Genomic DNA, 7819 nt, shown 5'->3' on the forward strand with positions numbered 1-7819 from the left:
GAGACCCGGCTAGGGCACCCGGGCGGTCCACTCGTCGTTCGCGAACTTCGTACGGACCAGCTCCTCCGCCCGCGCCAGCTCCTGGGGGGTCACCTCGCCCCGGGTCAGCCCGTGCCGGTTGCGGAAGGACTCGATCATGCGCTCGATGACGTCCTGGCGCGGCAGGCCGGTCTGCCGGCGCAGCGGGTCCACGCGCTTCTTGGCGCTCTTCGTGCCCTTGTCGGACATCTTCTCCTTGCCGATGCGCAGTACCTCCAGCATCTTGTCGGCGTCGATGTCGTACGACATGGTCACGTGGTGCAGTACCGCGCCCGGGCCGCCGTCCGGGCCGACCACGCGCTTCTGCGCGGCACCGGCGATCTTGCCCACCTCGGTGGCGATGTCGTTGAGCGGCTGGTACCACGCCTTGATGCCCATGTCCCCGAGGGCTTCGAGCACCCAGTCGTCCAGATACGCGTAACTGTCCGCGAAGGAGAGCCCGGAGACCAGGGACTGCGGAACCGCGAGCGAGTACGTGATGGTGCTGCTCGGCTCCGCGAACATCGCGCCGCCGCCGGAGATCCGCCGGACGACCGTGACGCCGTGGCGCTCGACGCCCTCGGCATCGACCTCGTTGCGCAGCGACTGGAAGCTCCCGATGATCACCGCCGGGGCGTCCCACTCCCACACCCGCAGGGTCGGCGGGCGCCTGCCCGCCGCGACCTCGGCCGTGATGACCTCGTCCAGGGCCATGTGCAGCGCCGGGGACTGCGGGGCGTCGTGGATGAGCTGCCAGTCGTAGTCGCTCCACTCCGTGGCGTGGGCCAGAGCCCTGCGCACGGCGACGGCGACGCCCTCCGTGGTGAGGCCGAGCATCACCGTCGACTCCGGCAGCGCCGCGTCGATGCGGGCCGCGAGCGCCCCCGTGTCGGTGGTCGCCGGGGCGCCCTCCAGGGCCGCGTCGATCGCGAGGATCGCCTCGTCCGGCTCCAGGAAGAAGTCGCCGGCCACCCGTACGTCGCGCAGCGCGCCGCCCTCGACCTCCAGGTCCACCACGACCAGCTTGCCGCCGGGAATCTTGTACTCACCGTGCACAGCCCTGCCTCCACTTCCGCTTGCGTACAAAACATGATCTGTCCGGCCCGTTTGCTACGGCGGTATTGCGAGGTCGTGGCGGGACCGGCCCGGGCCTGGTGCCGGCTCCGGACCGCCGACCAGACTGAAGGTCGCACGTTCGTGCACACGTTCTCCAACCCCCCAAGAAGGCACCACCGCGCATGCATACGCCCCCCAGACCCTGCGCCCCCACGGCGCACCCCCTGTGCGCGAGGAGGTGCCACCCGTGCTGCGCCATGTGACGCGCAAGGCGGCGGGCTGGCTCCTGATGATCGTGGTGGCGACCAACGCCACCTACTTCCTGGCCAGTTGGTTCCTGGACCCCCGGTCGAACTTCAAGGAACTGCGGCCCGCCCGCACCGAGGCCCAGATCGACCGGGCGCTCGCGCCGTACAACCTGGACCCGTCGGTGCCGCTCGTGCAGCGGTGGTGGGACTGGCTCACCGCCGTCGTCACCCGCTTCGACTGGGGCACGTCGCCCACCGGTGTCTCCGTCAACGGCGAGATCGGCTACCGCTCGCTCGTCAGCGCCGAACTGGTCGTCATGGCGACGCTCCTCTCCGTCCTCATCGGCGTCACCCTGGGCGTCTACACCGCGTCCCGGCAGTACGGCTGGGCGGACCGGGTCTCGCAGGCCGTCTCCATCGCCGTGTTCAACGTTCCCACCTCGGTCGCCGCGCTCGCCGTGGTCTTCGTCGCGATCTGGCTCAACCAGCACGCCGGGCTGCACTTCCTCTACGTCGCGGGGGAGAACTCGCCGAACGTCGAAGGGCTGCTCCCCACCATCGGCGACCGCGTGCTCCACCTGATCCTGCCCACCCTCACGCTGACCCTGATGGGCTACGTGGGCTACCACCTGACCCAGCGTTCGCTGCTGCTCGACACCCTCAACGCCGACTACGTCCGCACCGCCCGGGCCACCGGACTCACCCGCGCCAAAGCGATCCGCAGGCACGCCCTGCGCACCGCACTCATCCCCACGGCGACCTCGGTGGCGTTCAGCATCCCGGCGATCTTCACCGGTGCCGTCATCACCGAGACGATCTTCGGCTGGAACGGCATGGGCCGCTACTTCATCCAGACCATCAGCAAGAACGACATCCACGGCACCGTCGCCACGGCCGCCTTCGCCGCCGCCCTGACCGCGATCGGCGCGATCCTCGCGGACATCGCCACCGTCTTCCTCGACCCGCGCGTGAGGGTGAGCTGACATGGCCGTACAACCGACGGAACTCATCAAGCCCGCCCCGGCGCCGGCTTCCCGGCACACGGGCTCCGGACTCGCCCGGCTCTACGCGCGGCGATTCGTGCGCAACCGGCTCGCCGTCGCCGGTGTGGCGATCTTCGTCCTGCTCGTGCTGTTCAGCGTGTTCGGCGGACTCCTCACCCCGTACGCGTACTCGGACGCCGACTTCGCCGCGCTCACCCAGCCACCGAGCGCCACCCACTGGTTCGGCACGAACCAGGGCGGCAACGACATCTACGCCTCCGCCGTGCACGGGCTGCGGCGCTCCCTGGTCATCGCGGTCAGCGTCTCCGTCCTCACCGTCGTCGTCGCCGCGGTCATCGGCTCCAGTGCCGCGTACTTCGGCGGCCGGGTGGAGAAAGTGACCCTCGCCCTCATCCACTTCCTGCTCGTCGTCCCCTCCTTCCTCATCCTCGCCCTGGTCTCGCACCGGCTCGCCGGCGACTGGCGGGTCCTCATCGTCGTCCTGACGGTGTTCGGCTGGATGTCCACCGCGCGGGTCATCTGGTCCGTCTCGACCTCGCTGCGGGAGCGGGACTACATCACGGCCGCCGAGTTCATGGGGGTGAGCCCGGCCCGCATCATCCTGCGTCACCTCATCCCCAACCTCGGCTCGCTGCTCATCGTCAACCTGACCCTGGGCGTCGTGGCGACCGTCCTCAGCGAGACCGCGCTGTCCTTCCTCGGCTTCGGCGTCCAGACCCCGGACGTCTCACTCGGCACGATGCTCGCCGACGGGGCGAACACCGTCACCAGCGCGCCCTGGCTGTTCGCCTTTCCAGCGGGCCTGGTCGTCCTGCTCACCGTCTCGATGACCTTCGTCGGCGACGGGCTGCGCGACGCCCTCGACCCCACGTCCACGACCGGTGCGGCAGGAGGCCGACGATGACCCTCGCGACGACCCTGCCCACCACCCCGCCGCCCGGCGACGCCGTCACCCCGGTCCTCTCGGTGCGCGACCTGCACATCACCTTCCCGTCCGAGGCGGGCCCCGTGGAGGCGGTGCGCGGCATCGGCTTCGACCTGCTGCCCGGCCGCACCCTGGGCATCGTCGGCGAGTCCGGCTCCGGCAAGTCCGCCACCGCCATGGGCATCATGGGCCTCCTCCCGCCCACCGCCACCACCAGCGGCCAGGTGCTCCTCGGCGGCCGGGACCTGGTCGCCCTCACCGACAAGGAGCTGTCCGCGATACGCGGCAACGCCATCGGCATGGTCTTCCAGGACCCGCTCTCCGCGCTCACCCCGATCTTCACCGTGGGCCGGCTGCTCTCCGACGCCCTGCGCGTCCACCAGGACCTGACCAAGCGGGCCGCCTGGGAACAGGCCGTCCAGCTCCTCGACCTCGTCGGCATCCCGGACCCGCGCGCCCGCGCCGCCTCCTTCCCGCACGAGTTCTCCGGCGGCATGCGCCAGCGCGTCGTCATCGCGATGGCCATCGCCAACAAGCCGTCCGTCCTGGTCGCCGACGAACCGACCACCGCGCTCGACGTCACCGTCCAGGCCCAGGTCCTGGACGTGCTCCGCCTCGCGCAGCAGGAGACCGGCGCCGGACTCGTCCTGATCACCCACGACCTCGGAGTCGTCGCGGGCCACGCGGACGAGGTGGCCGTCATGTACGCGGGCCGGTTCGTGGAACGGGCGGGCGTGGACGAACTGTTCGCGCGACCCGTGATGCCGTACACCGCGCGCCTGCTCGCCGCCGTACCCACGGTGGACAGCGGGGTGCGCCGTCCCCTCGTCCCGATCGGCGGCGAACCGCCCGCCCTGGTGGACCTCCCGCCCGGCTGCCCGTTCGCGAACCGGTGCGCCGTGGCGCTCGACGCCTGCCGCACGGACGAGCCCGCCCTGCGCACGGTCACCGGGCACGGGGACGTGGCCTGCCTGCGTGCGGACGAGATCGCCGCCGGGTCGGTCGATCCGGCCGGCGGGGCGGAGGCGGCGGAGCCGGGCGGGCCGTCCGGGCCTTCCGAACGCGACGCGTCGGCCGGGGAGGTCGTGCTCCGGGTCGAGGACCTGGTGAAGACCTTCCCCGTCACCAAGGGAGCCGTCCTCAAACGCCGCGTCGGCACGCTGCGCGCGGTCAACGGGGTCGGTTTCGAGCTGCGGTCCGGGGAGACCCTGGGCCTGGTGGGGGAGTCGGGCAGCGGCAAGACCACCACCCTGCTGGAGATCCTGCGGCTGAAGCGGCCCGAGGGCGGCCGGATCGAGATCGCCGGCACCGAGGTCGGCTCCGCGGAATCCGCTGCCCGGCTAAGGGAGTTGCGCCGGGACGTCCAGATCGTGATGCAGGACCCGATGGGCGCCCTCGACCCGAGACTGCCGGTCTCCGAACTGCTCGCCGAACCCCTGCGCGCGATCGGCCGGGACCGTGCGTCCACCCGGTCCCGGGTCCGTGAACTCCTCGTCCAGGTCGGCCTGGACGAGGCGGTGAGCGACCGGTTTCCGGCCGCGCTCTCCGGCGGCCAGCGCCAGCGCGTCGGGATCGCCCGGGCCCTCGCGACCGAGCCGAAGCTGCTCGTGCTGGACGAACCGCTCTCCGCGCTGGACGTCTCCGTGCAGGCGGGCGTGATCAACCTGCTGGCCCGGCTCAAGCGCGAACTCGGCCTGGCCTACCTGGTGGTGGCCCACGATCTGACCGTCGTCCGGTACGTCTCCGACCGGATCGCGGTGATGTACCTGGGCCACATCGTGGAGGCCGGGGACACCGAGTCGCTGTTCGCCGACCCCAGGCACCCGTACACCAAGGCCCTGCTGTCCGCGATCCCGGTCCCGGATCCGCGGCGCGAACACACCCGCGAACGTGTGGTGCTGGAGGGCGAACAGCCGAGCGCCGCCCGGCTGCCGGCGGGCTGCGTCTTCGTGGACCGGTGCCCGCTGTACCGGCTGGCCGGAGAGGCGGTGCGCGAGCGCTGTCGCACCGAACGGCCCGCACCGACCGGCGTGTCCGGCCGCCCAGGCCATACGTACGCCTGTCACGCCGCCTGAGGCACCCTCTTCCCCGCCCCCTCGAACCAGAAGGAACACTCCGCCATGCGCGCAAGACTGGCCATGCCCGTCGCCCTGATCGCCGCCGTCTCCGTCGCCGCCACCGCGTGCCAGTCCTCCGGCGGGAGTGACGGCTCCGACGGGGGCGGGAAGGACGCGCCCAAGGCCGCGTCGGCCGCCGTCGACTACAACCCGCAGCCCTACGAGAACGTCAGGGACGGCGGCACGTACACCACCGTCGGCACCTTCGACGACCAGGGCAACCCCTTCAACGTCAATGCCACACTGACCGCATCCCGGGTGTGGGGCTGGTACAACGCCGACGCGATCACGTACTCGCCGACCGGGGACGTGCAGTACAACAAGGACTACTACACCGACGTGAAGGTGACCGTCGACGGCGGGAACCAGAAGGTCGTCCTGACGATCAACCCGAAGGCCGCCTTCAACGACGGCACGCCCATCGACTGGCGGGCCATCGAGGCCACCTGGAAGGCCAACAACGGCTCGGACAAGGGCTTCGCGGCCTCCTCCACGGACGGCTACGACCAGATCACCTCGGTCGGGAAGGGGAAGGACGTCAAGCAGGCCGTCATCACCTTCAAGGGCGTCAACGCCTCCTGGTCCACCCTCTTCGCGACCTTCCTGCACCCGAAGGCGGCCACGGTCGGGAACTTCAACAAGGCGTACGTGAAGAAGGCCCACCCCGAGTGGGGTGCGGGACCCTACACGGTCGGCAAGTGGGACACCCACTCCGGCAACATCACCTTCGTCCGCAACCCCAAGTGGTGGGGCAGGAAGGGCAAGCTGGACAAGCGGGTCTACGTCAACCTGGAGTCCACGGCGGCCGTCAACGCCTTCAAGAACGGCCAGCTCGACTACACCTCGGCCGTCGACGCGGAGAGCCTGAAGCAGGTCAAGGGGCTCAAGGGCACGGAGATCCGCAGCGGCGGCAGCCCCTTCGAGTACTCCCTGTACTTCAACACCAAGTCGGCCGTCCTCTCCGAGAAGGCCGTACGCAAGGCGATCCAGCAGAGCGTCGACCGCGCCCAGATCGCGAAGATCCAGTTCCAGGGGCTCGACTACAAGGAGCCGCTGCCCGGTTCGGCGGTGCTCTACAGCTTCCAGAAGGGGTACGAGGACAATCTGTCGGCCGTCCTCACGTACGACCCCGCCGAGGCGAAGAAGACGCTGGAAGCGGCCGGCTGGAAGGCCGGTCCGGACGGCGTCCGCGTCAAGAACGGCAAGAAGCTGGACGTGGGCTACACCCTGCTGGGCGACGACCCGCTGGGCAAGGCCACCGCCGGGGCCCTCGCCGCGATGCTGAAGCCGGCCGGCATCCACCTCGACATCAGGAAGGGCGACGACGCGGACTTCGCCAAGACCATCAGCGAGCGCCGGTTCGACCTGTTCCTGTCGGGCAACCGCTCCATGGACCCGTTCGGCGCCCGCTATCTGTGCGACTTCTACTGCTCGGACCGCGACTCCAACATCACCGGCTCCGGCAACCCCGCCCTCGACAAAGAGATCCGCGCCACCACGGAGATCGCCGACCTGGACGAGCAGACGGCGGCGGTGAACAAGGTCGAGAAGAAGGCTCTCCAGGAGTACGCCTTCCTGCCCCTGTTCAGCGGGCCCTCCACGTACGGCGTGAAGAAGGGCCTCGCCAACGTCGGCGCGACGATCTTCTACACCCCGTTGCCGGAGACGGTCGGCTGGCAGAAGTGACGTCCGGCGCCTCGGCGCGTTGAACCGGCCGCCCGCGGACATGGTCTCCCTGTCCGCGGGCCGTTGGCGTGTTCGGACCCGTTTCTCGCTTCGACTCCTGTGGTCCGTACCAAACTCTTGACACCGGCTTTCTTCACTTCTTAAATCACGTAGCGAACCAAGTGCCCCATGCCCGCTCCACTGGGTGTGCTCGACCTGTCATGCGCATGACTTTTGTGTGCGACGGGGTTCCCCTTCCCTCCCCCATACACACCGGAAGGGAGAGTCATGGACTCCCCACGCCTTTCGCGGCGCCTGCTGCGTTCCGTACTCCCGGCACTCGCTCTCGCCCTGGCCACCGCGGGACTGGCCGGGACCGGCGGACCCGCTCCGGCGGACGCCGCGCCGATGTCGCAGGCCGCGGCGACCGCCACGACGACGTTCTCCGACGAGTTCGACGGGGCGGCCGGTTCGGCCGTGGACGGCAGCAAGTGGCAGATCGAGACCGGCGACAACGTCAACAACCACGAGCGGCAGTACTACACCTCGGGCAACAAGAACGCCGCACTGGACGGGCAGGGCCACCTGGTCATCACCGCCCGCAAGGAGAACCCCTCCAACTACCAGTGCTGGTACGGCACCTGTCAGTACACCTCCGCGCGGCTGAACACCTCCGGCAAGTTCACCCAGACCTACGGCCACGTCGAGGCGCGCATGAAGATCCCGCGCGGCCAGGGCATGTGGCCCGCCTTCTGGATGCTCGGCAGCGACATCGGACAGGTCGGC

The 7819-nt window shown here is 69.9% G+C and carries 6 protein-coding genes; 5 read left to right on the forward strand and 1 reads right to left on the reverse strand.

What is annotated here, in order from left to right; translation table 11 throughout:
* Window positions 1-9 precede the first annotated feature (9 nt).
* Window positions 10-1074, reverse strand: a complete 1065-nt coding sequence (locus tag ACZ6C6_RS33355) for a lipoate--protein ligase family protein (protein WP_469208374.1) — start codon at window positions 1072-1074, stop codon at window positions 10-12.
* 247 nt (window positions 1075-1321) lie between these two features.
* Here ACZ6C6_RS33355 and ACZ6C6_RS33360 point away from each other — a divergent pair, with 247 nt between their 5' ends.
* The 5 genes from ACZ6C6_RS33360 to ACZ6C6_RS33380 all read left to right on the forward strand — a co-directional run.
* Window positions 1322-2305: an ABC transporter permease gene (locus tag ACZ6C6_RS33360; protein WP_469208376.1), complete on the forward strand. Its 984-nt coding sequence runs from the start codon at window positions 1322-1324 to the stop codon at window positions 2303-2305.
* A gap of 1 nt (window position 2306) precedes the next feature.
* Complete coding sequence (locus ACZ6C6_RS33365; RefSeq protein WP_469208378.1) at window positions 2307-3230, forward strand: ABC transporter permease; 924 nt, start codon at window positions 2307-2309, stop codon at window positions 3228-3230.
* Entirely contained in the window at window positions 3227-5326 is a 2100-nt protein-coding gene (locus tag ACZ6C6_RS33370) for a dipeptide ABC transporter ATP-binding protein (RefSeq protein ID WP_469208379.1), read from the forward strand. Before ACZ6C6_RS33365 ends, ACZ6C6_RS33370 begins: the two co-directional genes overlap by 4 nt.
* A gap of 45 nt (window positions 5327-5371) precedes the next feature.
* Window positions 5372-7054 carry an ABC transporter family substrate-binding protein gene (locus ACZ6C6_RS33375; RefSeq protein WP_469208381.1) on the forward strand — a complete coding sequence of 561 codons (1683 nt, stop codon included), beginning with the start codon at window positions 5372-5374 and terminating at the stop codon, window positions 7052-7054.
* Window positions 7055-7321: 267 nt separating this feature from the next.
* Window positions 7322-7819: glycoside hydrolase family 16 protein (locus tag ACZ6C6_RS33380; protein WP_469208383.1), on the forward strand; the 498-nt coding region annotated here is incomplete at its 3' end.

The sequence above is a fragment of the Streptomyces sp. NPDC041814 genome, from assembly GCF_055590565.1.